Origin of the sequence: Agromyces sp. NPDC058064, from assembly GCF_042885275.1 — a bacterium.
Taxonomy (GTDB): Bacteria; Actinomycetota; Actinomycetes; order Actinomycetales; family Microbacteriaceae; genus Agromyces.
This window is the reverse complement of sequence record NZ_JBHVSE010000002.1, coordinates 912,924-937,012: the sequence shown is the minus strand read 5'-3', so window position 1 is coordinate 937,012 and position 24,089 is coordinate 912,924. Positions and strand designations below refer to the sequence as shown.

The following is a 24,089-nucleotide window of genomic DNA, read 5'->3' as shown; positions in this document are numbered from 1 at the left end:
TCAGCTGGCCTGCGCCTCGCGCTCCTCGCGCACGCGCTGTCCGACGACCGCCGAGACGCCGTCCTGGCGCATCGAGACGCCGTAGAGGGCGTCGGCGATCTCCATCGTGCGCTTCTGGTGGGTGATGACGATGAGCTGGCTCGCGTCGCGGAGGCTCTCGAACGTCGTGAGCAGACGCCCCAGGTTGGCGTCGTCGAGCGCAGCCTCGACCTCGTCCATGATGTAGAACGGGCTGGGGCGCGCCTTGAAGATCGCCATGAGCAGCGCCACCGCCGCGAGCGACCGCTCGCCGCCCGAGAGCAGCGAGAGGCGCTCGATCTTCTTCCCCGCGGGCTTCACGCTCACCTCGATGCCCGTCGTCAGCATGTCGTCGGGGTTCGTGAGCGAGATGCTGCCGGTGCCGCCCGGGAAGAGCACGGGGAACACCTCGGCGAACGCCGCCTTCGTGTCGTCGAAGGCGCTGCGGAAGATCGTCTCCATGCGCCCGTCGATCTCCTCGATGATCGTGAGCAGGTCCTTGCGGGTGTTCGCGAGGTCGGTGAGCTGCTCGCTGAGGAACTGGTGGCGCTGCTCGAGCGCCGCGAACTCCTCGAGCGCGAGCGGGTTCACCCGGCCGAGCTGGGCGAGCTTCCGCTCCGCGCCCGCGAGCCGGCGCTGCTGCTCCTCGCGGCGGAACGGGCGCGGCTCGCCCTCCTCGTCCTCGGCGGGGATGAGCTCCTCGGGGCCGTACTCGTCGATGAGCACCTGCTCGTCGAGGCCGAGCTCGGACTCGGCTCGCTCGACGAGCCCGCCGACGTGCAGCTTCTTCTCGTAGATGCGCAGCTCGAGCCCGTGCACGTCCTCGGTGACCGAGTGCAGGCGCTCGCGCAGCGCGGCCTCCTCGCGACGCACCGCCTGGAGCTCCTCGTTCCGGCTCGAGCGCTCGGCCTCCGCCCGGCCGAGGGCGACGCGGGCCTCGGCGACCGAGGCGTCGACCGACTCGAGCGCGGGCGGCAGCGCCTCGGCGACGCGGCGGGCGGCCTCGAGCTGCGCCCGGCGGATCACCGCCCGGCGGGCGGCCTCGACCGCGGCCTTCCGCTCGGCGTCGTACTGCGCCTCCATCGTGCGGATCCGGGCCTCTTCGGCACGCACGCGCTCCTTGGCGGTCTCGAGCCGGAGCTTGGCCTCGACCTCGGCCTCGCGGGCGGACTCGACGGTCGCGAGCGCCGCGTCGCGCACGGAGACGTCGAGCACCGGCCGCGGCACGGCACGGGCCGACTCGAGCGCGGCCTTCGCCTCGCCCGCCGCCTGCTCGGCCTCGGCCACGCGCTCCTCGGCGTTCGTCGACGCCTGGCGGAGTCGTTCCGACTCGGCCTCGGCGGCCTCGGCCTGCACGCGGGCGCGGTTCAGCCGCTCGGTGCGCTGCGCGAGCTGCGCGTCGAACTCGCGAAGCGCGGCGAGCGCGCGCTTCGACTGCTCCTTGGCGGCCTCGACGAGCTGCCGCTGCTCGGCGAGCTCCGCCCGGCTGCGCTCGATCTCGCCGCGCACCTCCTCGAGGCGTGCGGCCGCGCGGTCGCGTTCGGCGATGAGCTCGATGCGGCTCTGCTTGCGACCCGAACCGCCCCGCACGACGTACCGGCCGATGACCGTTCCGTCGCGGGTGATCACGGTCGCCGGGCGGGATGCCTCGACGAGCGCCGGCTCGGCGGCCCGCGCCGCGGCGAGGTCGTCGGCGATGAAGATCTCGGCGAGGAGCCCCCGCACCCCGACCGGTGCGGTGACGACGGAGGCGGCGGCGATGAGGCCGTCGACCGCGGTCTCGGCGTCGGCCTGGCCGCCGGGCTCGGCGACGGCGAGGGCCACGCGGCCGAGCTCGCCCGACTCGGCCCGGCCGAGCGCGCGATAGGCGGCGTCGCGGTCGTCGACGAGCACGGCGTCGACGAGCGAGCCGAGCGCGGCGGCGATCGCGGCCTCGTACCCTGCGGCGACCTGCATCGACTCGGCGAGCAGCCCGCGCACGCCGGGGACGCCCGCGGCGACGAGCGCGGCCGAGCCGTCCTTCTGGTCGAGGGCGAGCGAGAGCGCCTGGGTGCGGGCGCTGAGTGCGCCATGCTCGCGCTCGCGGCCGTGGAGCTCGTCGCGGATGCGCTCGATCTCGGCCTCCGCCTCGAACACGGCCCCCTGTGCGAGCTCGTAGGCCTCGTCGAGGTCGGTCTCGGCGGTCTGCTCGATGCCGGCGGCCGCCTCGGCCTCGGCGAGCGCGGTCGCGGCCGCCTCGCGACGAGCGGCCGACGCCTCGAGCGCATTGGCGTGGCGCAGCACCTCGCCGCGCACGGCGGCGAGCTTGGAGGAGGCGGAGTCGGCCTGGCCGGTGAGCTTCGAGAGCTCGAGGTCGTAGGCGGAGACGAGCGCCGACTGCCGGGCGATCCCCTCGTCGACCGAGTCGAGCTCGGCCCGGGTGCGCATCGTCTGCTCGTGGGCGAGGTCGAGGGCGGATGCCTCGGCGCCGATGCCGTCGCGGAGCCCGTCGAGCTCGGCGACGGCGCCGTCGATCATCTCGCGGGTCACGCTCGGCGCGGCATCCGATTCGTCGGACGCGCCCTCGAGGAGCGCGATCCGCTGCCGGGCGAGCGAGTCGAGCGAGCGCAGGCGCGACTGCGCCTGTTCGAGCGCGAAGCTCGTCGAACGGGCACGGTCGACGTCGTCGCCGCTCTGCGCCTCCTCGAGTCGCGTGACCTTGGCCTGGTGCTGCTCGAGGCGCTCCTGCAGCACGAGCCGCTCGGAGTGCCGTTCGTGCTCGCTCTTGCCGTGCTCCTCGAGCGCGCGCCGGAGGCCGACGACCTCGTCGGCGAGCAGTCGGGCCTTCGCGTCGCGCACGACGGCGGCGATCGTCGCGGCCTCGCGGGCGACCTCGGCCTGACGGCCGAGCGGCTTCAGCTGGCGCCGGATCTCGCCGGCCAGGTCGGAGAGGCGAGTGAGGTTCGTCTGCATCGCGTCGAGCTTTCGGAGGGTCTTCTCCTTGCGGCGGCGGTGCTTGAGGATGCCCGCGGCCTCCTCGATGAAGCCGCGTCGGTCCTCGGGGGTCGCGCGCAGCACCTGGTCGAGCTGGCCCTGGCCGACGATGACGTGCATCTCGCGGCCGAGCCCCGAGTCGCTGAGGAGCTCCTGCACGTCGAGGAGGCGGCACTGGTCGCCGTTGATGGCGTACTCGCTCGTGCCGTTGCGGAACAGGGTGCGCGAGATCGTGACCTCGCTGTACTCGATCGGCAGCGCGCCGTCGGAGTTGTCGATCGTGAGGCTCACCTCGGCCCGGCCGAGCGGGCCGCGCGTCGAGGTGCCGGCGAAGATGACGTCCTCCATCTTGCCGCCGCGGAGGGTCTTCGCGCCCTGCTCGCCCATCACCCAGGCCAGCGCGTCGACGACGTTCGACTTGCCCGATCCGTTCGGGCCGACGATGCACGTCACGCCCGGCTCGAAGGCGAAGGTCGTCGGCTGTGCGAAGGACTTGAAGCCCTTGAGCGTCAGGCTCTTGAGGTACACGTCCTACCCTCCCCTGTGCGCGAGAACGCTGCGGACTACCGTATCCGAGGATTCCACCCCCGAAGCGCACGCGCGCCGCGCCCCGCGGGATTGCACCCTTGTCGCCGCCCCCGGTGCTCGGTAGTCTGGGCGGCTGCCCACCGGGCGGCGCATCGTCCGATGCACCATCCGAGAGGAGACGCGCATGACCGTCGAGATCCGACCGATCACGCTCCCCGAACGGCTCGGCACGCCCGAGGCGGTCGAGTTCGAGCGCTACGCCGACTTCGCGATCGACATCGAGGTCGAACGCTGGGGCGACGACCGCTTCGCGTTCACCCGCGAGGAGATGCTCGCGATGTACCGCGACGACGACTACGAGTTCCGGCAGCCGTTCGCCGCGTGGCACGGCGACGCCTGCATCGGCCGTTCGATCACCTGGGGCGAACGCGACGCGGCCGCCGAGAGCGGCATCGTCATCGTCGAGGTGGCCCCGGCCTTCCGTCGCCGGGGCGTCGGGAGCCGTCTCCTCGAACGCGCCGAAGGAGTGCTGACCGACCTCGGCCGCCGGCGCAACACCGGCTGGATCGACTTCCCGCTCCACCAGCTCGACACCCCGGGCGAGCGGCTGCGCCCGCCCGACGGCGACGCCTCGCTTCCGGCCGAGCTGCCCAACGTGCGGTTCGCGATCCGGCACGGCTACGTGCTCGGCCAGCTCGAGCGGGCGAGCGTGCTCGAGATCGGCGGCCGCACCGAGGAGTTCCGGCGCGAATCCGCCCGGCGCGAGGCCGAGGCATCCGACTATCGGATCATCACCTGGACCGACCACGTGCCCGACGACCTCGTCGACGGCTACGCGGCGGCCCGCGCGCGCATGGTGCTCGACGTGCCCGCGGGCGGCCTCGATCTCGACCCCGAGATCTGGGATGCGGAGCGCGTGCGCGTGCACGAGTCGCACGCGACGCGAGGCGGGCGCACCCTGCTCGTCGCCGCGGCGGTCGCGCCCGACGGCTCGATCGCCGGCTACACCGAGCTCGAGCTGCCCCCGGGCAAGCCGCTCGCCTTCCAGTCCGACACGCTCGTGGTCGCGGCCCATCGCGGCCACGCGCTCGGCATGCGGGTGAAGCTCGCGAACCTCGTGCGCCTCGCCGAGTTCGCACCCGAGCGCACCGCGGTCTACACCTGGAACGCCGACGAGAACGACCACATGCTCGCGATCAACATCGCGCTCGGGTTCGAGCAGCACGGCTTCGGCGCCGAGTTCCAGCGCGGCTGATCGGCCGATCAGCCGCCGGTTCGCGCGCCGTACCGGGCCACGATGGTGAGCGCCGCCTCGCGCACGACGCGCCGCATCTCGGCGTCGCTCTGCGACCATCCGCCGTGGAGCAGTCTCGGCCAGAAGACGACGGTCGAGATCATGCCGAGGAACTGCGCGGAGGCCGTGTCGGGATCGTCGACGACCGCCGTCCCCGCGGCGCTCGCGGTGACGAAGCAGCGCCGCACCGCCGCGAACAGGGGCAGCGTGCCGAAGTCGAAGACCCGTTCCCGGAGTTCGGGGAACCGCGATGACTCGGCGATGACCGTGCGGATCAGCTCCGTCATCCCCGGGCGGTTCAGGAGTTCGACGTAGGCGAGGCCCAGGGTCGTGAGGCCCGAGCGGAAGTCGCCCGTCGGCGGCTCCTCGAACGCGCCGTCGGGCGAGCCGGCCGCGGCGAGCACGGTCGCCTCGAAGAGCTCGGCCTTGGTCGGGAACTGCTTGAACAGCGTCGCCTTGGAGACGCCGGCACGCTCGGCGACGCGCGCCAGCGAGGTGCGGTCGTAGCCGTGCTCGAGGAACAGCCGGTTGGCGGCGTCGAGGATCGTCGCCCGATTGGTCGCGGCGACCCCGCGGTGGTAGCTCGACAGCTCACGGGTCATGCCGCCAGTATCGCACAGAGGCGAGTCACTTGACTCACCTCTCGACGAGGACTACCGTCGATGAGAGGTGAGCCAGTCGACTCACCTCTCGCGAAGGAGCTGAACATGGCCAAGCTCATCTACTCGATGATCACCTCGCTCGACGGCTACGCCGAAGCCGCCGACGGCGACCTCGGCAGGGGCGCGGAGGACGAGGAGGTGCACACCTTCATCGGCGACGCGTTCCGCGACGTCGGCACCTTCCTCTACGGCCGGCGGATGTACGAGACCATGGTCTTCTGGGAGACCGTGGGCGACGGGCCCGAGGTCCCACCGCACATCGTGCAGTACGCGAACGACTGGCGGGCCGCGGAGAAGGTCGTCTACTCGACGACGCTGGAGTCGGTCTCGAGCGCGCGAACCCGCATCGAGCGGAGCTTCGACCCCGAGGCGGTCCGGCGGCTCAAGGCCGAGTCCGATCACGACCTCTCGGTCGACGGCCCGAACCTCGCGGCCCAGGCGATCCGGGCCGGCCTGGTCGACGAGTACCACCTCTTCACCACCACGAGCGTCGTCGGCGGCGGCACGCGGTTCTTCCCCGACGATGTGCGCCTCGACCTCGAACTCGTCGAACATCGCTCGTTCCCGTCGGGGCTCATCTCCGCCCGCTACCGAGCCCGATGAGGCGAGCTCACCGCCTCCGCTGGCACTTCGGGCAGCGGTGCGAGGAGCGGTTCATGAAGGGCTCGCGAACCATCGCGGTGCCGCAGCGGGGGCACGGCTTGCCTGCACGCCCGTACGCGTTCAGCGAGTGCTCGAAGTACCCCGAGGCGCCGTTCACGTTCACGTACTGCGCGTCGAAGCTCGTGCCGCCCTCGGTGAGCGCCCGCCCGAGCACGTCGCGCACCGCGCCGAGCAGTTCGCGGACGCGTCGGGTGCTGAGCGAGGCGGCCGGCTGCTCGGGATGCAGGCGCACCGCCCACAGCGTCTCGTCGGCGTAGATGTTGCCGATGCCGCTCACGACGCCCTGGTCGAGCAGCACCCGCTTGATGCCCGTGCCGCGCCGGGCGAGCTGCGCCGCGAACCCGTCGTCGGCGAACTCGGGGTCGAGCGGATCGCGGGCGATGTGGGCCACCTGGCTCGGGATGAGCCGAGCCCACTCCCCCGTCGTCGCAGCCGAGAAGCCGCCGATGCCGCCGTCGGCGGTCGGCAGCATGCGGTCGACGGCGAGCGAGCCGAAGATGCGCTGGTCGACGAAGTCGACGCGCAGTTCGCCGTGGGCCGGATGCTCGAGGTGCAGGCGAACCCGCGCATGCCGGTCGTCACCCGGGTGGTCAGGGGTGCGCAGCAGCATCTGCCCGCTCATGCCGAGGTGCCCGACGATCGCACGTTCGTCGGGCGCACCCTCGAGCGGCAGCCAGAGGAATTTGCCACGACGCACCGCGGCGGCGATGCGCGCGCCCGTGACGAGCCGCTCGAAGTCGCCGATGAGCGGGTCGTGCCGCTTCAGCGATCGTCGGTCGAGCACCTCGACCGCGCTGACGACGGCACCGGTCACCGCGGGCGCGAGCCCGGAGCGGACGACCTCGACCTCGGGGAGCTCGGGCACCTCAGGCCGCGCCGTTGATGCGCGTCCAGGCCTCGAGTGCGGCGGCCATCTCGGCCTGCTTCTTGCTCGAGCCCTCGCCCGACGCCTGCACGAGTTCGCCGACCGTGACGGTGGCGACGAAGTGCTTGTTGTGATCGGGCCCCGACTCGGCGACCGAGTACGACGGAGCGGGAGCACCACGACGCGCCGCGATCTCCTGCAGGCTCGTCTTCGGGTCCATCGCGGCGCCGAAGCGCTCGGGGTCCTGCATGAGCGGGGTGATGAGACGCAGCACGAGCTCGGTCGCGGCGTCGCCGCCGGCGTCGAGGTAGACCGCGCCGATGATCGCCTCGACGGTGTCGGCGAGGATCGACGGCTTGTCGGCGCCGCCGGTCATCGTCTCGCCGCGGCCCAGCCGGATGTACGAGCCCACGCCGATGGTGCGACCGACCTCGGCGAGCGCGACGCTCGAGACGAGGCTGGCGCGCCGCTTCGCGAGCTCGCCCTCATCGAGGTCGGGATGGTCGCGGAAGAGCCTGACCGTGACGGCCTGGCCGAGGATCGAGTCGCCGAGGAACTCGAGGCGCTCGTTCGTCGGGATGCCGCCGTTCTCGTACGCGAACGACCGGTGCGTGAGCGCGAGCAGGAGCAGGGAGGGATCGATGTCGACCTGCAGCGTTCGCTGCAGGTCGTCGAGCGTACGATCCTCGAGCGCGGTGCGCCCGCCTCCCATGCGTTCCGTTCGCGTCACGACCGGTCGTCGGTGCGTCTCGGGCCGACTAGACGTCGGCGACCTTGCGGCCCTTGTACTCGAGGAAGAGCGGGGTGCCCGCGGAGTCCTCGACGACCTTCGCGCGGTGCGGAAGGCTGTAGGTGACCTTGCCGTTCTCGACGGTCTTGACGAGCGTGGGGACCTCGGCCTTCCACTGCGAACGGCGCGCGTGGGTGTTGGCGCGTGACTTCTTCCGCTTGGGAACAGCCATGACTATCTCTCTTCTCTCTGCTGGTCGGCGCCGGATGACGCATCCGGACCGTTGTCTTCGGAAGCCTGGAACCCTGCGAGCGCGGCCCAACGAGGGTCGTTGTGCTCAGGGGTGACGAGTTCCGGATGATCGGCCAGTCGGAGCCCTGTCTCGGGGTCGAGACCCGGGCAATCCGGTCGGCACACCGGCTGGAACGGCAGTGACAGCACTACCGCATCTCGGATGAGTGGTTCAAGATCCACGTGGTCGTCTTGAACCTCATACTCGATGGCTTCCCCGCCATGATACCCGAAGAGTTCTTGGAACTCGACTTGGACGGGCACGGCGAGTTCGATCAGGCAGCGCCCGCATTCGCCGTCAGCGGTCGCGTCGACCTCGGCGGTGACGAGGATTCCCTCGTGCACGGACTCGAGCCGGACGTCGAGATCGATCGCCGACCCCGCCTTCACGGCGACGAGCCCTTCACCGAGCTGCTCGGGCGCGGGCGCGCTGATGCGCTCCTCGCGCATCTCGCCCGGACGGTTCACGAGATCGCGCACGCTGAGGTCGAACACGGAATGCTTGATGGCCACGATCGACGATTCTACGCGTCGACGGGTGGACGTTCGCCGAACGTCGGCCGTGCCCGATCGATGAGCGAGCGCGGCACGAGCGTCGCGCGCCATCTGACGAGCATGGACTCCCCCTCCGCGAGCGCGGCGCAGGCGATCGCGAGCGCGTCCACGAGCCCTGCGGATGTCGCACCGCCGCCGCCGGCCCGACCGCCCGCCGCGACCGCACCGGCACCGGGCGACGGCTCCGCCGGTCCGTAGCGCTCGCGCTCGACGGCGTCGCGGAGCGCCGCGAGGGCCGCGCGCGCCTCGTCGTCCGCGAAGCCCTCCCGCTCGGCGAGCCCCCGGGCGATCGCACGCGGGGTCGAGGTCGGCTCGAGCCGGACCCCGAGGTCGCGCGCCGTGGCGACGAGCTCGTCCCACGCGGCATCCGCCGGACGGTCGCCGCGTGCGATCCGCCGACGCCGTGACGCACGCTGGCTCGCGCGCAGCGCCGCGGGCGCCAGGAGGAGAGCGGCGACGAGGAGCAGCGCGACGCCGCCGCGGAACCACCACGAGTCGGCCGGCGACGCCGAGCCGCTTCCGCCGGCGAGGTTGCGGTCGGGGTCGAGCTCGGGGCGCCCGCTCAGCGGGGCGCTCGCGCTGCCCGACGCGAGCGGGGGCGCCGCCTCGGCGTCGCCGGCCCCGGGCCGCGAGTAGTCGGGCACCATGCCGCGGCTCGGTGTGGGCTCGAACGGCACCCACCCCACGCCCTCGAAGTAGAGTTCGGGCCACGCGTGCAGATCGTGCGAGTCGACCTCGACGCGCTGCACCCCGCCGACGCGCTCCTGCGTCGAGGTGCCCTGGGTGTAGCCGACGGAGATGCGCGACGGGATGCCCACCTCGCGGGCGAGCACGGCCATCGTCGAGGCGAAGTGCACGCAGTACCCCGTGCGCTCCTCGAGGAACCGGGCGATCACGTCGAAGCCGCCGCCGTCGTAGCCCGCCTCGACGGGTGCCTCCGTCGAGTACTCGAAGGCCGAGGAGCGGAGGAACGCCTGGATCGCGACCGCGGCGTCGTACTGCGTGGCGGCCTCCCCCGTGACGGCTGCCGCCGTCTCGGCGATGAGCGGCGGCGCGTCGTCGGGCAGCGCGAGGAAGTCGTCGTACTCCTCGCCGGCCCGCCCGCCCGCCGATCTCAGCTGCGACGGGCTCGGGTCCACCTCGAGCCAGGTCGCGCGATAGCGCTGACCGCCCGTGTCGGCATCGACGCTCCGCACCGTCAGCGAGCCGGCGTCCCAGAACCACGATCCGCTGAGCCCTTCGACCTGCCGAGTGGGGTACGGCAGGGGCAGCCAGGTCGTCCGCACCTCGTCGACGACGATGTCGATGGGATGCTCCGTGGCGGACACGTCGGAATCGAGGCCGTCGGGGAGGGGCAGGGCGTCGACGGTGTTGTCGGCGTCGACCGGCCGCTCGGTGACGCCCCACGCCTGGCCTTCGAACCGGTCGAGCGTCAGCACCGTGAAGTAGGGGCGGTCGTTGTCGCGTGCGAAGTAGTGGAACGCCGGCCGGGGCTCGGGCCGGCGCAGGTCGCGCCCGAGGTCGATGAACGGGCTCACGCCGCGCGCGAAGCTCGTCGCGGGGGCGCCCGAGCCGAGCAGCAGGCTCGAGGAGATACTCGGGGTCGAGGCGGTGAGCACCGCCGCCGTGAGGATGCCCACCGCGGTGAGGCCGAGCGTCGCGCCGAGGGTCGAGACGATCGGCACCCGCGCCGGCGGGATGACCGTGGTGCCGCCCGTCTCGTCGTTGCGCTCCGCCGCGGCGAGCAGTGCGCGACGACGGGCGCGCACGTCGATGCGGAGGAGCAGCAGGTACGAGGCCGCCGAGAACACGAGCGTCGGCACCTCGGCACCCGATTCGATGATGAAGCCCGGGATGAGGATCGGGACGAGCGCGGGCGCCGCGGCGAGGGCCGGCATGCGGACCGTCTGGACCAGCACGTCCATGCAGATCGCGAGCACCCCGACGCCGAGCGCCAGCACGAAGTTGAGCGCCGGGACGGGGATCGCGGGGACGGACTGCTGCTGGATGGTGCGCTGCGCGCCGTCGAAGAGCTCGCCGAAGTGGACGAAGGTGTCTTGCGTGGGCACGATGAGGGCGAAGCTCGTCGAGCCGCCGAAGAGGAGCGTCAGCAGGAGGAGCAGGACGACGATCTCGAGCACCGGCACGAGCGAGGCGGGCACCCGCACGGCCCGCAGGCCCGCGCCGCCGAAGAGCGTTCCGGCGGCGACGAACGCGCACAGCCACCACCACCCGCTGCCCGAGATGAGCGGACCGAGCGCCATCGTCGCGACCGAGAGCAGGAGGAGGCTCGCCGCGGTGAGCGCGAGTCGCTGCCCGCGCGTGAGAGGCAGGGGGTCAGGACGCATCGCGCCCTCCTGCCGGCGGCGCGCCCGGGCCGCGGCGCGCGGCGCCCGACGTGCCGTCCGCCGACACGGCCGCCGTCGCGCCCCTCCCGGTCATCGGATCGCGCTGCGCGGCACCGGCCCAGGCGTCGCCGATCGCGGTGGCCCGTCGCACCCGCACCACGCGCCAGTCGGCCTGCTCCAGCGCGTCGACGACGCGCGTGGCGACGCCCTCGCCGACGAAGGCGACCGCGGGCTCGAATCCGGTGCGCAGCGAGACGAGCGTCGCGGCATCCTGCTCGTCGGGGTCGACGAGCACGGCGAATCCCGGCATCCTCGCCTCCCTGGCGCGCACCTCGCCGCGACCGGTGCCCTCGGCGATCCGGCCGCCCCGCGCAGCCGCGCCCTCGGCCCGGTCGGCGCGGTTCGGGGAGTCGAGCCGGGCGAGGTCCTCGAGCAGCAGGTGGTCTCCGCCCGGCATGCGATAGGCGCCGGGCGCGCCCTCGCCGACCCCGCCGCGTCCTGGGTCTCCCAGCGGGTCGCAGCGGACGCGGAATCCGCGCTCGAGCAGGTGGACGCCGATCGAGGCCGCCACCTCGACGCCGAGCTCGAAGCCGAAGTGCACCCGCTCGGCCCACTCGGGCCGCGGCCCGCCCGTGCGGGCCTGCCCCGAGAGCGTCGTGTCGAGGAGGATCCGGACCTCGGGGTCGCCCCGCTGCTCCTCCTCGCGCACCATGAGCTCGCCGCGCCGGGCCGTCGCCGGCCAGTTCACGCGTCGCAGCGGGTCGCCGTAGCGGTACTCGCGGGCGATGAGCTCGTCGGAGTTCGGGTGGGAGCGCCGCTGCAGCCCGTGCAGCACGCCGTCGACGCTCGCGGCCGAGCCGAGCGCCCGCTCGAGGGGCGTCACCCGCGGGGTCACGACGACCTCGTGCCGCGGGCCCGCGTCGCGGTCGATCCGGGCGAGCCCGAAGGGGTCGGCCACGCCGATCCGCATGGGCCCGATGCCGTACACGCCACGGCGGGGCAGCCGCAGCCGGTACTCGAGGTGCACGGTGTCGTCACCCGAGGGCAGCACGCCCTCGTACGGCCCGAGCGCGGGCAGCACCGCCTCGGCCGGGGCGTCGAGCCCGTCGGGCACCCGGTCGCGCCAGTGCGCGCCGTCGAGCGTGCGCCGCGAGCGGTTGCGCACCGCGATCGCGACGCCGGTCGACGAGCCGGCCGCGACGACCGGCGGCGAGAACCTGCGGGTCACGCCGAGCCGCGGCACGCGCAGGGTCACGAAGAGGGCGGCGACGCCCGGCATCGCGATGCCGACGAACGCGAGCAGCATGACGTCGCGGAGGTCGAACCACAGCGAGACGGCGAGGAGCGCGACCCCGACCACCAGCAGCGCGCCGCCGCGCCGGGTGAGTCGCGGCCAGGCCGCGATGCGCAGGGGACGGGGGCGCCTCATGTCAGTTCCTTCGTGCGCTGCCGACCGGAACCGGCGTCTCCCCCACGATGCGTCGGACGATGGCGTCGATGAGCGGTCCGGCATCGCGGTCGTGCGCGCCGAGCGCCCGGCTCGTCGGCACGAGCCGGTGCGCGAGCACCGGCACGGCGAGGGCGTCGATGTCGTCGGGCAGCACGAAGTCGCGGCCGTGCATCGCGGCGTGCGCCTTCGCCGCGCGCACGAGCTGGAGCGTCGCCCGCGGACTCGCGCCGAGCCTGAGCTGGCGGTCCTCGCGAGTCGCGCGCGCGAGTTCGACCGCGTACTCCTGCACGGGCTGCGAGGTGAAGACCTGGTGCACCGCGGCGATCATGGCGCGGAGCTCGCCGAGGGAGACGACGGCGTCGAGCGCGTCGAACGGGCTCGAGGTCTCGCGCGTCGTGAGCATCGCGAGCTCGTCGGCCGACGCCGGGTAGCCCATCGAGATGCGCGCCATGAAGCGGTCGCGCTGAGCCTCGGGCAACGGGTAGGTGCCCTCCATCTCGACGGGGTTCTGGGTCGCGACCACGGTGAACGGCGGATCGAGGCGGTAGGTCGTGCCGTCGGCCGTGACCTGGCGCTCCTCCATGCACTCGAGCAGGGCCGACTGGGTCTTCGGGCTCGCCCGGTTGATCTCGTCGCCGATGACGAGGTTCGCGAAGACGGGGCCGCGCTTGAACTCGAAGCGCCGGCTCGACTGGTCGAAGACCGACACGCCGGTCACGTCGCTCGGCAGCAGGTCGGGGGTGAACTGGATGCGGCTGACGCTCGCGTCGACCGAGCGCGCGAGCGCCTTCGCGAGCATCGTCTTGCCGACGCCGGGCACGTCCTCGATGAGGAGGTGCCCCTCGGCGAGCAGCACGGTGAGGGCGGCCGTGACGGCGTCGCGCTTGCCGGCGATCACCGTCTCGACGTTCGCCACGATGGCCGCGGCGAGCGAGCCGACCTCGTCGATGCCCATGGTCGCGGCGCGCGCCGCCGAACCCGACCCGCCCGTCACCGCGACCTCGCTGCTCATGGCGTCATCGCCACCGCGAGGTAGTCGGCCACGACGGCCGGCACGTAGGGGGCCACGTCGCCGCCGAGGGAGGCGACCTGCCTGACGAGCGAGCTCGACACGTGCGCGTTCGCAGGATCGGGCAGGAGGAACACCGTCTCGACGCCGGCGAGATGCCGGTTGACGATCGCCATCGGCGTCTCGTACGCGACGTCGAGCTGCGAGCGGACGCCCTTGACGAGCACGCTCGCGCCGACGTCGGTGCAGTAGTCGACGAGGAGGCCCATGCTCCACGCCGCGACGACGATGCGGCCCTCGATGCCGGCGTCGGCGATCGACTGCTCGATCAGCGAGACGCGCTGGGCGATCGGCAGGAGCGCCGACTTGTCGGGGTTGTGGACGACGACGACGTGCAGCTCGTCGTACAGGCCCGCGGCCCGCGAGATCACATCGAGGTGGCCGCGCGTGACGGGGTCGAACGATCCGGGGACGACGGCGATCCGCTGCATACGCACCAGCGTAGCGCCAGCGGGGGCCCCGTCGGGGCCCGGCCGAGAGTCTCAGCCCTTGCTCAGGTAGCCGCTCGCCTCGTCGTCGAGCCGGCGGCGGACGGCGGCGGCGAGCGCGGGGTGCCCGGCGAGCGTCGGATCGGCCTCGAGGATCGCCTCGGCCTCGGCCCGGGCGTCGGCGATGATCTCGCCGTCGCGCACCACGCGCAGCAGCTTGAGCGAGGATCGCCCGCCCGACTGCATCGCCCCGAGCACGTCGCCCTCCTGCCGGAGCTCGAGGTCGACGCGCGCCAGCTCGAAGCCGTCGAGGGTCGCGGCGACCGCCTCGACGCGCTGCAGCGCGAGCGAGTTCGGGGGCGCGCCCGTGACGAGCAGGCAGAGCCCGGGAACGGCGCCCCGGCCGACCCGGCCGCGCAGCTGGTGCAGCTGCGAGACCCCGAAGCGGTCGGCGTCGACGACGACCATCACGCTCGCGTTGGGCACGTCGACGCCGACCTCGATGACCGTGGTCGAGACGAGGACGTCGAGCTCGCCCGCGGCGAAGGCGCGCATCGTGCGGTCCTTCTCGTCGGCGCTCATGCGCCCGTGCAGCGGTGCGACGCGCAGCTCGGCGAACCGGGGGTGCGACTCGAGCTCGGCGAGCACCGACGCGACGGAGGCCACCGGCCCTGCGCCCTCGGGCTCGGGCTCGCCGGGTGCCGCCTCGGCGCCGTCGTCCTCGGCGACGCGCGTCTCGATCGCGGGGCAGACGACGAACCCCTGCCGGCCGAGCGCGATCTCCTCGGCGAGGCGCTCCCACACGCGCGGGCGCCAGGCCGGCCGGATCGCGAGCGGCACCACCTGCGACTCGATGCCCGCGCGGCCGGCCGGCAGCTCGGCGATCGTCGAGACGTCGAGGTCGCCGAACACGGTCATCGCCACGGTGCGCGGGATCGGCGTCGCCGTGAGCACGAGGACGTGCGGCGGCTCGGCGCCCTTGAGCCGCAGCGCCTCGCGCTGCTCGACGCCGAAGCGGTGCTGCTCGTCGACCACGACGAGCCCGAGGTCGGCGAACGTCACCGTGTCGCCGAGGAGCGCGTGGGTGCCGACGATGAGCCTCGACTGGCCTGCCGCGGCGCGCAGCATCGCCTTCTTGCGTTCGGCGGCGGGCAGCTGCCCGGTGAGCAGCGTCGGGATCAGCTCGGCGGAGAGCTCGGGCCCGAGCATCTTCACGATCGAGCGGAGGTGCTGGGCGGCGAGCACCTCGGTCGGGGCGAGCAGCGCCGACTGCCCGCCGGAGTCGGCGACCGCGAGCATCGCGCGCAGCGCCACGACCGTCTTGCCCGAGCCGACCTCGCCCTGGACGAGCCGGTTCATCGGCACGGGCTCGCCGAGGTCGTGGGCGATCTCGGCGCCGACCTGCTCCTGGTCGCCCGTGAGCGAGAACGGCAGCGCGGCGTCGAAGCGCTCGAGGAGCCCCCCGGGCGCCGGGCGCCGGGCGAGGGCGTGGCGCGCGCGCAGGGCCGCACGCCGCTCGAGGAGGGCCGACTGGAGCACGAACGCCTCGGTGAAGCGCAGGGTGCGCCGCGCCGCCTTCCAGTCGGACTCGCGCTCGGGGTGATGCACGCGTTCGAGCGCCTCGCGATGGCCGAGGAGGCCGCGGCCCTCGCGCACCGAGCCCGGCAGCGGATCGTCGACGCGGCCGAGCCCGTCGAGCAGGAGGCCGATCGCCTTCGACAGCTGCCAACTCGCGAGCGTCGACGTCGCGGGGTAGATCGCGATCGGCGCCTCGGCCCAGCGCCTGGCCGCCGCGTCGCCGACCTCGGCGGGCACCTCGTCGTCGAAGAGCTCGTAGTCGGGATGCGCGAGCTGGCGATTGCCGCGATAGTCGCCGACCTTGCCCGCGAAGATGCCGCGGCGCCCGGGCCGCAGGTCGTTCTCTCGCCAGCGCTGGTTGAAGAAGGTGAGCGTCAGCACGCCCGTGCCGTCGGTGATCTTCGCCTCGACGATCGAGCCCCGGCGCTGGCGCATCTCGCGGACGCGCACCTCGATCACCTCGGCGACGAGCGTCACGTTCTCGTCGAGCGGCAGCGACGCGAGCGCCGTGAGCTCGCCGCGCAGCGCGTAGCGGCGCGGATAGTGCGCCAGCAGGTCGCCGACGGTGACGTGGCCGAACGCCCGCTCGATCGCCTGCGCCGTGCGCCCGCCGAGGGCGCCCGCCAGCTTCGAATCGAGCGTGTAGCTGCCGGGGATCGCCTCCTCGGGGGCATCCGCTGGTCGTGCGGTCATGCCTCGATCGTAGGCGGCGCCTCCGTCAGCGCCGCGAGCTCGGCCTGCACGTAGGGGTCGTCGGGCCGCTCGGCCGCGAGCGCGCGCTGCAGTTCGAGCGCCTCCTCGGCGCGCCCGAGGCTGCGCAGGCACCGCGCGACCGACCACCTCGCGACGTGCCGCTGCTCGGCGGTGCCGTACGCCTCGGCCGCCTTCGCGGCCTCCTCGAACTGCATGAGGGCGCCGGTGAGCCGGCCCGAGTCGTGCAGCGTCCAGCCGAGGTTGTTGTGGAGCGCGACGCCCCAGCGGAGCAGCCGCGGGTCGCGCGTGCCGTCGAGCACGTCGAAGCCCTCGGTCGCCCACTCCTCCTCGTGGCCGACGTCGTTGAGCGCGAGCATGTGCAGGGCGTCGAGCACGAGGAAGGTCGAGCCGGAGAGGGCCGCCTCCCGCACTCCGCGCGTCAGCTCGGGGACGGCGTCGGCGGGCCGGCGGTCGGCCGCGGCGAGGCGGCCCCGCTCGATCGCGACGCGGGCCCGCAGCTCTCTCGCGAAGGCCTCGGGCTCGCGGTCGTCGACCGGCATGCCCGCGACGTCGTCGAGGACCGCGAGCGCCTCGTCGCGCCGGCCGAGGAGCCCGAGCGCCCTGGCGAACTGGGTCTGCATGACCGCGCGCGTGTGCGGGGCCTGCGACTCGTCGCCCGCGAGCTCGCGGAACCGCTCGGCGCTGGCTCCGGGGTCGGCGAAGTCCCACAGGCGATCGATCAGCTGCTGCTCGCCTCCACGGTGTCGGGACGGTTCGGCGGGCACGGGGTCGGTCGAACCGGTCTCTTCATCAATCGGGGCTGGCACCCCTCCATCATGGCAGCGCTCGGCGGGCGTCGATATGCTGCCGGGAGCATGACCCGCATCATCGCCGGATTCGCCGGCTCACTCAGCCTCCAGGTCCCGCGCTCCGGCACCCGTCCCACGAGCGACCGCGTGCGCGAGGCGATCTTCTCCGCGCTCGAGGCCCGCGACGCCATCCACGGTGCGCGCGTGCTCGACCTCTACGCGGGCTCCGGCGCGCTGGGCCTCGAGGCGGCGAGCCGCGGCGCCGCCGACGTCGTGCTCGTCGAGCGCGCGAAGCCCGCCGCCGACGTCTGCCGGCGCAACGCCGATGCCGTGGCCCGCGCCGACGGCGGGAGGCACGCGGTGCGCGTGCGAGTCGTCGCGCGCGCCGTCGCCGCCTACCTCGAGGGGGCGGCCGGGGCGGTCGACCTCGTGTTCATCGATCCGCCGTACGAGCTCTCCGAATCCGCGCTCGCGCACGACCTCGAGCTGCTCGTGCCGCTGCTCTCCGACGAGGCGGTCGTCATGGTCGAGCGCAGCAGCCGCTCCCCCGAGCCCGCCTGGCCCGCGGGGCTCACCCCCGAGCGGCGCCGCGACTACGGGGAGACGACCCTGTGGTGGGCGGCGGCCGATCAGCCCGCGCGGCCGTCCCAGCCCGAGTAGGGGTCCCATCCCTCGGCCGCGATCGCCACGCCGTCGACCCGCAGCTCGCCCGGCGCATCGACCACGCGGCCGATGACCTCGAAGGGCGCGGGCACCGCCGTGCCGGCGGGGAACGTCGCGAGCAGGCCGTGGTCCTCGGCGCCGGCGAGGGCGAGCCGCACCTCGGCGCCGAGCGCGGACCCGTCGAAGTCGAGGCCGACCCCGCTCGCCTCGGCCAGTCGTCGCGCGTCGCGCGCGAGCCCGTCCGAGACGTCGAGCATGGCGGTCGCCCCCGCCTCGGCCGCGGCGACGCCGGCACCCACGGGCGGCGCGGGTGCGAGCTGGGCGGCGATGAGACGCGGATGCCTCGCGCGGAGCGCGGCGGTGCGTTCGGCGTCGGGCTCGCCCGAGGCGTCCACGCCCTCGGCGAAGAGGAGGGAGAGCCCCCGCGCTGCATCGCCCCGAGCGCCCGCGTGGGCGATGACGTCGCCGACGCGCGCGCCCGACCGAGTGACCGGGGTGCGGCCCTCGAGGTCGCCGAACGCGGTCACGGCGATCGTCAGGACGGAGGAGGCGGAGAGGTCGCCGCCGACGACCCCCGCTCCGGGAGCGAGCGCCGCGAGGCCCTCGCGCAGCCCGTCGGCGATGCCCTCGAGGACCTCGACGGCGAGGGTGGGCGGCGCCGCGATCGCGACGACGAGCGCGGTCGGCCGGGCGCCCATCGCGGCGACGTCGGTGAGGTTCGTCGCCGCCGCCTTCCAGCCGAGCTCGAACGGCGTCGACCACGCGAGGCGGAAGTCGGGGCCGTGGATCATCATGTCGCACGTGACGACGAAGCGGCCGTCGGGCGCGGCGAGCACTGCGGCGTCGTCGCCGGCGCCGAGGAGCGCCGCGTCGCCGGGCCGCAGCCGCGGCAGGATGCGGGCGAGCACCGCCTGCTCGCCGAGCGAGCCGATCGTCTCGAGATCGGCGTCGGTGCTGGAGCGATCGTCGGGCATCCCCTCAGCGTAGGTCACGGGCGAGCGCCTGATGATGTGTAATGGTTCTTTACGAATTCGGCGTCGATGCCTACGCTGGGTTCGCGAACAACCCGATCGCGGTGGACGAACCCGCCCACCGCCCTGCAATGGAGCAAGCGTGAGTCGACGGAGCGAACGAGCAGCGAACCGTCGACGGCGTCGCCGGACCACCATCGCGGTCACGGCCGTGTCGGCGACCGTCGCCCTGGTCGCGGCCGCCGGCGTCACGGGCGTCGCCTGGGCGAGCGGCGAGTTCGAGCGCTGGCAGAATCCCGAGATCCCGTGCACCTCGCCCGCCGAGCTCAGCGTCGTCGCCGACCCCGCGATCGCCGCGACCGTGAAGGCGATCGCGGCCGACTACGACGCGAGCGAGAAGTCGTGCTCCCGCACCGAGGTGGTCTCGCAGGCCTCCGTCGACACCGCCGCGATGCTCGCGTCGGGCAACGCCGCGGGGCTCGACGCCTGGATCCCCGACTCCCCCGTCTGGCTCGCGCGCATGTCGAGCACCGCGCGATCGCTCGGCCGGCCGGTGCCGGACTTCGCCCTCGAGCGGTCGATCGCCTCGAGCCCCGTCGTCTTCGCGGGCGCCGCGGAGCGGGCGGGCGAGCTCGGCGACGCCGCACCGGGCTGGAACGCGCTGATGAAGGGCGAGTTCACGGCGCTGCTCGCCGACCCCGAGGCCTCGTCGGCGAGCCTCAGCGCCCTGCAGGCCATGGAGCGCCGCGCCGACATCGGCGCGCCGCGGCAGTTCCAGACCGCGATGATCGGGCTCAACGACACCGTCCTGCCGACGGCCGCCGACGCCTTCGCCGCGCTCGGCTCGCGTCCGGCCGGCACCTTCGCGATCGCCAGCGAGCAGCAGATCGCGCTGCACAACCGGGAGGCCGGCTCGTCGCCGCTCGTCGCCCTCTACCCCTCCGACGGCACCCTCGCCCTCAACTATCCGTTCCTGCGGGCCCTCGACGAGGCCGAGCTCGCGAAGAACCTCCCCGCCTCCGACGCCGAGCGCGCACCCGAGACGGCCGAGTCGCGGGCGCTCGCGCTCCGGGCGCGCGAACTCGACGGCCTGAAGCTCGCGCTCTGGGGTGCGAAGGACGCCTTCGCCGCCGACGGCTTCCGCGACGGCGTGGGCTCCGGCGAGCTCGAACAGGAGGGCGTGCTCGCCGAGGCCGTCGCGGTCGACACCGCCGCCGCGGGGGCGCAGGTCTCGATCCTCCGCACCTGGGGCGTCCTGAGCCTCCGCTCGCGCATCCTCTCGGTCATCGACGTCTCCGGCTCGATGGAGGAGCCGACCGTGACCGGCCTCCGGCGGATCGACCTGCTCACCCAGGCGACGAGCTCGACGCTGGCCCAGTTCTCGGGCGACGTCGACCTCGGCATGTGGGTCTTCTCGACCGAGCGCGCGGGCGACCGCGACTGGGAGGCCCTGGCACCTGTCGAACGCCTCGGCGACGAGGAGCACAAGGCGGCGCTCGGCAACGCCATCGCCTCGCTGCCCGGCCGCCTCGGCGGCGCGACCGGCCTCTACGACACCACCCTCGCCGCGGTCGCGCACGTCCGGGCGAGCTACGACCCCGGCAAGGTCAACTCCGTGCTCCTGCTCACCGACGGCCGGAACGAGGACGAGAACGGCATCTCGCTCGACCAGCTGCTCGCCCAGCTGACCGAGATGGACGACCCGGCCAGGCCCGTGCCCGTGATCATGGTCGGCATCGGTCCCGACACCGACGTCACGGCGATGCGGGCGATCGCGAAGGCCACCGGCGGGGCGGCCTATTCGGCGGCCAAGCCGCAGGACCTGAGCGTCGTGCTCACCGACGCCCTCTCGCAGCGCGCCTGCCGCCCGAACTGCTGACCGGCGTCGCAGCCGGCACTCGGGATCGGCCACTACCCTGAAGGGGATGGAACACCCGACCGGCCGCCCCCACCGATCCCCGCGACCCCGCCGACTCCGCCTCGCCGCGCTGCTCGTGGCCGGCGCCGCCGCCCTCGCCCTCACCGGGTGCAGCCAGGCCGTGCCGATCGACCCGGCGGCCGGGGCGAGCGACCCCGACTGCGCCGCGGTCGTCGTGCGCCTTCCCGACTCGATCGCCAAGGACACCGGGCAGGAGCAGCGCGAGCGCGAGACCAACGCGCAGGGCACCGGCGCGTGGGGCTCCCCCGCCTCGGTGCTTCTCCGCTGCGGCGTGCCCGAGCCCGGCCCGACGACCGATCGCTGCGTGAGCGTGAACGGGGTCGACTGGGTGATCGACGAGTCCGACGCGCCGAACTTCCGCTTCACGACCTACGGGCGCACCCCCGCAGTCGAGGTGCTCGTCGACAACGACGTGGTCTCGGGCACCACCGCGATCACCGAGCTCTCGTCGGCCGTCTCGGTGATCCCCGCCGACGGCGGCTGCACCGACGTCGACGAGGCGACGGCGGGCTGACGCGCCTGACGCGCGGACGGCTCCGGGACGACCGGGACTCCCGGCTCCGGTCACGCCGCAGCGCTCCGGGGCACCGCCGCGGGCCGCGCCGTGCGCGAGCCCGGGCGCGGACCCGCGACGACGGGCGCAGCTAGCGCGGGCCGGTCGCGTAGCCGACGTCGACGAGCTCGGTGATGAGCTCGGGGTAGCTGAGCCCCGAGTTGAGCCAGCACGTCGGGAACATCGAGATCGGGGTGAAGCCCGGCATCGTGTTGAGCTCGTTCACGACGAAGCCCTCGTCGGTGAGGAACACGTCGACGCGCGCGAGGCCCTGGCCGCCGATCGCCTCGAACGCGCGGCGCGCGATGCGCTGCAGCTCGAAGAGCTCGCCGTCGCCGAGGTCGGCGGGGCACACGAGCTCGACGCCCGGGGCATCCAGGTACTTGGCCTCGAAGTCGTAGAACTCGCGGCCCGTGACGACGACCTCGCCCGCGACGCTCACCCGGGGGGCGGAGCCGTCGCGGCCCTCGAGCACCGCGCACTCGATCTCACGACCGACGACGCCCGATTCGATGAGCACGCTGCCGTCCTCGGCGAACGCGACGTCGAGCGCCGCGTCGAGCTCGGCCCAGTCGCTCACCTTCGTGACGCCGACCGAGGAGCCGGCCCGCGCCGGCTTCACGAACACGGGCAGGCCGAGGCTGCGCGTGCGGCGCTGCCAGAGCTCGGGGTCGGCGGCGAGCGCCGCACGCGTCACGGTGACCCAGGGCGCGACCGGGATGCCGGCGCCCTCGAGCACGGTCTTCGTGAAGTGCTTGTCCATGCCGAGCGAGGAGGCGAGCACGCCGTTGCCGACGTAGGGCAGCCCGACGAGCTCGAGGAGCCCCTGGATCGTGCCGTCCTCGCCGAAGCGCCCGTGCAGGATCGGGAACACGACGTCGACCTCGCCGAGCGAGCGGGTGACCGGGCCCCCCGCTCCGTCGGACGCCGTCGTCACCGTCAGCTCGCGCGACGCCGTCGACTCGGGCCAGTGGACCCGGGTGCCGTTGTCGACGACCTCGGGCAGGTGCGCCGGGTCGAGCGCGAACCGCGCCGGATCGTCGGTCTCGAGGATGTAGGCGCCGTCGCGGGTGATCCCGACGGGGATCACCTCGAAGCGGCTACGGTCGATCGCCCCCAGGACTCCGCCCGCCGTTGCGCAGCTGATCGAGTGCTCGCTTGAACGCCCGCCGAACAGCAGAACCACCCTGAGCTTGTCCATCGTTCGTCCTTTCGCCCTGGGGCTCGTCGTCGGTCGTGAGGTGGGGCGCGATGTCCTTCGGGTCGAGCGTGCCCGCGAGCACCTGACGCACCTGTTCGACGATGGGCATCTCGACGCCCTTCGCCCGCGCGAGTTCGAGGATCGGCCCGACCGAGGCGAGCCCCTCCGTGGTCTGCTGCATCTGGTTCACCACGTCGTTCAGGTGATACCCCTGGCCGAGCAGCCGGCCCGCGGTGTTGTTGCGCGAGAGCGGCGACTGGCTGGTCGCGATGAGGTCGCCGAGCCCCGCGAGGCCCGACAGGGTCTCGGGGTGGGCGCCGAACGCGACGGCGAAGTCGGTCATCTCGACGAGGCCGCGGGTGATGATCGAGGCCTTCGTGTTCTCGCCGTAGCCGGCGCCGTCGACGATGCCGATCGCGACGGCGATGAGGTTCTTCAGCACGCCGCCGAACTCCGTGCCGATCACGTCGGTGTTCACGAAGGAGTGGAAGTAGCGGTTGCGGGCGACCGAGGCCACCGCCTGGGCGGTCTCGAGGCTCGTGGAGGAGACCACGGCGGCCGTCGGCTGCTCCTTCGCGATCTCGAGCGCCAGGTTCGGGCCCGAGATGACCGCGATCTGCGACTCGTCGATCCGCAGCACCTCGGCGATGACCTCGCTCATGCGCTTGCCCGTCGACTTCTCGACGCCCTTCATGAGTGAGATGACCGTCGCCTGCGCGTGCAGGTGCGGCGCGATGAGCTTGAGGTTGTCGCGCAGCGACTGGCTCGGCACCGAGACGTACACCTGCTCCGCGCCCGCGAGGGCGAGGTCGAGCCGGTTCGTCGCGCGGAGCCCCAGCGGCAGGTTCACGCCGGGGAGGTAGTCGCTGTTGCGCTTGGCCTCCTGGATCTCGCGCGCCATCTCGGGGCGACGGGCCCAGAGCACGACGTCGGCGCCGCCGTCGGCGAGGATCTTCGCGAAGGTCGTGCCCCAGCTGCCCGCGCCGAGGACGGCGACGCGCTTGCCCACGGGCTTGCGCGCGGTCTGCTTAGTCTTCAAGGCGCCCCGTCTCCTTCTGGCCGTGGGCCACCGGATCCCATCGCTCGGCCGGGGCCGGCTCGTGGCGGACCTCGGCGAGGAGCTCGGCGATCGCGTCCATCAGCTGCGCGGTCGCGGCGAGGAGGGACGCCTGGTCGAGGGGCTTGCCCCGGTACGCGCTCAGGTCGAGCGGTTCGCCGATGATGACGTCGATCGTCTTGCGCGGGAAGAGGCTGATCTTCTTGCCGTAGCGCGGCATGAGCGCCTGGGTGCCCCAGTGGGCTGCGGGCACGATGGGGATGTCGCGCTCCAGCGCGATGCGCACCGCCCCCGTCTTGCCGCGCATCGGCCACAGGTCGGGATCGCGGGTGAGCGTGCCCTCGGGGTAGACGACGACCATGCGCCCCTTCTCGACCAGCTCCTCCGCGGCGCGGAGCGCCGCGTGGCCGTTGCTGCCCGCGCGCTCCACCGGGATCTGCCCCGAGGTGCGCAGGAACCAGCCGAGCACGGGGTTCTTGAAGAGGGAGGCCTTCGCGAGGAAGCGCGGGGCGCGCCCGAGCTTCCAGCTCGCGGCGCCCATCACGACCGGGTCGATCTCGCTGTAGTGGTTCGGCGCGAGCACGAAGGCCCCCGCCGCGGGCATGCGCTCGCGGTGGTGGAACCGGTACCGCACCGCCAGGTTGATCACCGGCAGGATGAGGACGGCGAGCACCCAGAAGAACGAGGGGCGGCGGGTCTCCGAACGCACCTTCGCGGTGGTCGTCGGGGACGAGTCGTCGTGTTGCACTCC

Annotated in this window: 21 protein-coding genes; 5 read left to right on the top strand and 16 right to left on the bottom strand. The window is 73.4% G+C overall.

The features are described from left to right. Nucleotides 1-3,519, bottom strand: a complete 3,519-nt coding sequence (smc, locus tag ACFVSL_RS10205) for a chromosome segregation protein SMC (protein WP_386940715.1) — start codon at nucleotides 3,517-3,519, stop codon at nucleotides 1-3. A gap of 184 nt (nucleotides 3,520-3,703) precedes the next feature. Here smc and ACFVSL_RS10200 point away from each other — a divergent pair, with 184 nt between their 5' ends. After that, the gene (locus tag ACFVSL_RS10200) at nucleotides 3,704-4,774 is read left to right on the top strand and encodes a GNAT family N-acetyltransferase (protein ID WP_386940713.1); all 1,071 of its coding nucleotides are present in this window, start codon (nucleotides 3,704-3,706) and stop codon (nucleotides 4,772-4,774) included. Nucleotides 4,775-4,782: 8 nt separating this feature from the next. Here the strand turns inward: ACFVSL_RS10200 and ACFVSL_RS10195 are convergent, their stop codons facing one another. Next, nucleotides 4,783-5,415, bottom strand: a complete 633-nt coding sequence (locus ACFVSL_RS10195) for a TetR/AcrR family transcriptional regulator (protein WP_386940711.1) — start codon at nucleotides 5,413-5,415, stop codon at nucleotides 4,783-4,785. A 105-nt stretch (nucleotides 5,416-5,520) separates the two neighbouring features. Here ACFVSL_RS10195 and ACFVSL_RS10190 point away from each other — a divergent pair, with 105 nt between their 5' ends. Further along, the gene (locus ACFVSL_RS10190) at nucleotides 5,521-6,078 is read left to right on the top strand and encodes a dihydrofolate reductase family protein (RefSeq protein WP_386940709.1); all 558 of its coding nucleotides are present in this window, start codon (nucleotides 5,521-5,523) and stop codon (nucleotides 6,076-6,078) included. A gap of 7 nt (nucleotides 6,079-6,085) precedes the next feature. Here ACFVSL_RS10190 and mutM read toward each other — a convergent pair whose 3' ends face one another. From mutM to ACFVSL_RS10140, 10 genes are read right to left on the bottom strand one after another with little or no spacing between them, the layout of a single operon-like run. Continuing rightward, the gene (gene mutM, locus ACFVSL_RS10185; protein WP_386940708.1) at nucleotides 6,086-7,003 is read right to left on the bottom strand and encodes a bifunctional DNA-formamidopyrimidine glycosylase/DNA-(apurinic or apyrimidinic site) lyase; all 918 of its coding nucleotides are present in this window, start codon (nucleotides 7,001-7,003) and stop codon (nucleotides 6,086-6,088) included. Nucleotide 7,004: 1 nt separating this feature from the next. Further along, complete coding sequence (gene rnc, locus ACFVSL_RS10180) at nucleotides 7,005-7,715, bottom strand: ribonuclease III (protein WP_386941134.1); 711 nt, start codon at nucleotides 7,713-7,715, stop codon at nucleotides 7,005-7,007. Between the two features lie 46 nt (nucleotides 7,716-7,761). Then, nucleotides 7,762-7,965 carry a 50S ribosomal protein L32 gene (gene rpmF / locus ACFVSL_RS10175; protein ID WP_022887809.1) on the bottom strand — a complete coding sequence of 68 codons (204 nt, stop codon included), beginning with the start codon at nucleotides 7,963-7,965 and terminating at the stop codon, nucleotides 7,762-7,764. 2 nt (nucleotides 7,966-7,967) lie between these two features. Then, nucleotides 7,968-8,537: a YceD family protein gene (locus tag ACFVSL_RS10170; protein WP_386940707.1), complete on the bottom strand. Its 570-nt coding sequence runs from the start codon at nucleotides 8,535-8,537 to the stop codon at nucleotides 7,968-7,970. 11 nt (nucleotides 8,538-8,548) lie between these two features. After that, nucleotides 8,549-10,927, bottom strand: a complete 2,379-nt coding sequence (locus ACFVSL_RS10165) for a transglutaminaseTgpA domain-containing protein (RefSeq protein WP_386940705.1) — start codon at nucleotides 10,925-10,927, stop codon at nucleotides 8,549-8,551. After that, entirely contained in the window at nucleotides 10,917-12,356 is a 1,440-nt protein-coding gene (locus tag ACFVSL_RS10160) for a DUF58 domain-containing protein (protein ID WP_386940703.1), read from the bottom strand. The genes ACFVSL_RS10165 and ACFVSL_RS10160 overlap by 11 nt, the downstream gene beginning before the upstream one ends. Before the next feature lies 1 nt (nucleotide 12,357). Continuing rightward, on the bottom strand, nucleotides 12,358-13,389 hold the full coding sequence (locus tag ACFVSL_RS10155) for an AAA family ATPase (RefSeq protein WP_386940701.1): 1,032 nt from the start codon (nucleotides 13,387-13,389) through the stop codon (nucleotides 12,358-12,360). After that, complete coding sequence (gene coaD, locus ACFVSL_RS10150) at nucleotides 13,386-13,877, bottom strand: pantetheine-phosphate adenylyltransferase (protein ID WP_157423978.1); 492 nt, start codon at nucleotides 13,875-13,877, stop codon at nucleotides 13,386-13,388. The genes ACFVSL_RS10155 and coaD overlap by 4 nt, the downstream gene beginning before the upstream one ends. 51 nt (nucleotides 13,878-13,928) lie before the next feature. Then, nucleotides 13,929-16,145 (bottom strand): ATP-dependent DNA helicase RecG, encoded by a 2,217-nt coding sequence (locus ACFVSL_RS10145; RefSeq protein ID WP_386940699.1) that lies wholly within the window; start codon nucleotides 16,143-16,145, stop codon nucleotides 13,929-13,931. Next, nucleotides 16,142-16,972 carry a hypothetical protein gene (locus tag ACFVSL_RS10140; protein WP_386940698.1) on the bottom strand — a complete coding sequence of 277 codons (831 nt, stop codon included), beginning with the start codon at nucleotides 16,970-16,972 and terminating at the stop codon, nucleotides 16,142-16,144. Before ACFVSL_RS10140 ends, ACFVSL_RS10145 begins: the two co-directional genes overlap by 4 nt. 48 nt (nucleotides 16,973-17,020) lie before the next feature. Between ACFVSL_RS10140 and rsmD the strand changes: the two genes are divergently transcribed. Further along, nucleotides 17,021-17,614 carry a 16S rRNA (guanine(966)-N(2))-methyltransferase RsmD gene (gene rsmD / locus ACFVSL_RS10135; protein WP_386940696.1) on the top strand — a complete coding sequence of 198 codons (594 nt, stop codon included), beginning with the start codon at nucleotides 17,021-17,023 and terminating at the stop codon, nucleotides 17,612-17,614. Here the strand turns inward: rsmD and thiL are convergent. Continuing rightward, nucleotides 17,584-18,591, bottom strand: coding sequence for a thiamine-phosphate kinase (thiL, locus tag ACFVSL_RS10130; RefSeq protein WP_386940694.1), 1,008 nt, complete (start codon nucleotides 18,589-18,591; stop codon nucleotides 17,584-17,586). The genes rsmD and thiL overlap by 31 nt on opposite strands. A 208-nt stretch (nucleotides 18,592-18,799) precedes the next feature. Here thiL and ACFVSL_RS10125 point away from each other — a divergent pair, with 208 nt between their 5' ends. Then, nucleotides 18,800-20,467 (top strand): substrate-binding domain-containing protein, encoded by a 1,668-nt coding sequence (locus tag ACFVSL_RS10125; RefSeq protein ID WP_386940693.1) that lies wholly within the window; start codon nucleotides 18,800-18,802, stop codon nucleotides 20,465-20,467. A 46-nt stretch (nucleotides 20,468-20,513) separates the two neighbouring features. Next, nucleotides 20,514-21,041 (top strand): DUF3515 domain-containing protein, encoded by a 528-nt coding sequence (locus ACFVSL_RS10120; RefSeq protein WP_386940691.1) that lies wholly within the window; start codon nucleotides 20,514-20,516, stop codon nucleotides 21,039-21,041. Nucleotides 21,042-21,171: 130 nt separating this feature from the next. On the opposite strand, the gene ACFVSL_RS10115 is transcribed toward ACFVSL_RS10120, so the two are convergent. From ACFVSL_RS10115 to ACFVSL_RS10105, 3 genes are read right to left on the bottom strand one after another with little or no spacing between them, the layout of a single operon-like run. Then, nucleotides 21,172-22,281 carry a D-alanine--D-alanine ligase family protein gene (locus tag ACFVSL_RS10115; RefSeq protein WP_386940689.1) on the bottom strand — a complete coding sequence of 370 codons (1,110 nt, stop codon included), beginning with the start codon at nucleotides 22,279-22,281 and terminating at the stop codon, nucleotides 21,172-21,174. After that, a complete protein-coding gene (locus tag ACFVSL_RS10110) occupies nucleotides 22,181-23,320 on the bottom strand; it encodes an NAD(P)H-dependent glycerol-3-phosphate dehydrogenase (RefSeq protein WP_386940687.1) in 1,140 nt (379 codons plus the stop codon). Before ACFVSL_RS10110 ends, ACFVSL_RS10115 begins: the two co-directional genes overlap by 101 nt. Then, complete coding sequence (locus ACFVSL_RS10105; RefSeq protein ID WP_386940685.1) at nucleotides 23,310-24,086, bottom strand: lysophospholipid acyltransferase family protein; 777 nt, start codon at nucleotides 24,084-24,086, stop codon at nucleotides 23,310-23,312. The genes ACFVSL_RS10110 and ACFVSL_RS10105 overlap by 11 nt, the downstream gene beginning before the upstream one ends. Between the last annotated feature and the right edge of the window lie 3 nt (nucleotides 24,087-24,089).

Coding starts and splice junctions, on each gene's coding strand:
- ACFVSL_RS10165 (WP_386940705.1), bottom strand. CDS start 10,927: ATGCGTCCTGACCCCCTGCCTCTCACGCGCGGGCAGCGACTCGCGCTC.
- rpmF (WP_022887809.1), bottom strand. CDS start 7,965: ATGGCTGTTCCCAAGCGGAAGAAGTCACGCGCCAACACCCACGCGCGC.
- ACFVSL_RS10195 (WP_386940711.1), bottom strand. CDS start 5,415: ATGACCCGTGAGCTGTCGAGCTACCACCGCGGGGTCGCCGCGACCAAT.
- ACFVSL_RS10115 (WP_386940689.1), bottom strand. CDS start 22,281: ATGGACAAGCTCAGGGTGGTTCTGCTGTTCGGCGGGCGTTCAAGCGAG.
- ACFVSL_RS10190 (WP_386940709.1), top strand. CDS start 5,521: ATGGCCAAGCTCATCTACTCGATGATCACCTCGCTCGACGGCTACGCC.
- thiL (WP_386940694.1), bottom strand. CDS start 18,591: ATGCCCGACGATCGCTCCAGCACCGACGCCGATCTCGAGACGATCGGC.
- coaD (WP_157423978.1), bottom strand. CDS start 13,877: ATGCAGCGGATCGCCGTCGTCCCCGGATCGTTCGACCCCGTCACGCGC.
- ACFVSL_RS10200 (WP_386940713.1), top strand. CDS start 3,704: ATGACCGTCGAGATCCGACCGATCACGCTCCCCGAACGGCTCGGCACG.
- rnc (WP_386941134.1), bottom strand. CDS start 7,715: ATGGGAGGCGGGCGCACCGCGCTCGAGGATCGTACGCTCGACGACCTG.
- ACFVSL_RS10155 (WP_386940701.1), bottom strand. CDS start 13,389: ATGAGCAGCGAGGTCGCGGTGACGGGCGGGTCGGGTTCGGCGGCGCGC.
- ACFVSL_RS10160 (WP_386940703.1), bottom strand. CDS start 12,356: ATGAGGCGCCCCCGTCCCCTGCGCATCGCGGCCTGGCCGCGACTCACC.
- rsmD (WP_386940696.1), top strand. CDS start 17,021: ATGACCCGCATCATCGCCGGATTCGCCGGCTCACTCAGCCTCCAGGTC.
- ACFVSL_RS10145 (WP_386940699.1), bottom strand. CDS start 16,145: ATGACCGCACGACCAGCGGATGCCCCCGAGGAGGCGATCCCCGGCAGC.
- ACFVSL_RS10120 (WP_386940691.1), top strand. CDS start 20,514: ATGGAACACCCGACCGGCCGCCCCCACCGATCCCCGCGACCCCGCCGA.